Source organism: Anaerobacillus sp. 1_MG-2023 (assembly GCF_030547345.1).
GTDB classification, from domain to species: domain Bacteria; phylum Bacillota; class Bacilli; order Bacillales; family Guptibacillaceae; genus Guptibacillus; species Guptibacillus hwajinpoensis_B.
In genome coordinates this window covers 1-241 of sequence record NZ_JAUORD010000227.1, presented here as the reverse complement: position 1 = coordinate 241, position 241 = coordinate 1, and the positions used below count along the sequence as shown (strand labels likewise).

Annotated in this window: 1 protein-coding gene; it reads left to right on the top strand. The window is 33.2% G+C overall.

From position 1 onward, the window contains the following. On the top strand, positions 1-241 hold a 241-nt coding region (locus tag Q4550_RS23965), incomplete at both ends, for an MATE family efflux transporter (RefSeq protein ID WP_303536772.1).

The following is a 241-nucleotide window of genomic DNA, read 5'->3' as shown; positions in this document are numbered from 1 at the left end:
GACTGCCATAAGACAATTGCTTTCTGTGTGATCTACTTAAAAAACGTTGCTTTTTTATATCCGTTTATTGTTATTAATTTTTTTTTAAATGGAGTGGTTAAAGCTGCCGGTGATATGGTTCAAGTGCTTATACTTAATATTATTTCATTCTGGGTCATTAGCGTTACACTCACTTACGTTTTTTCAAAATGGTTAGTAGAAGAAGGGATTGCGTACGGTATAGGAGTGAGCTTTATTATCT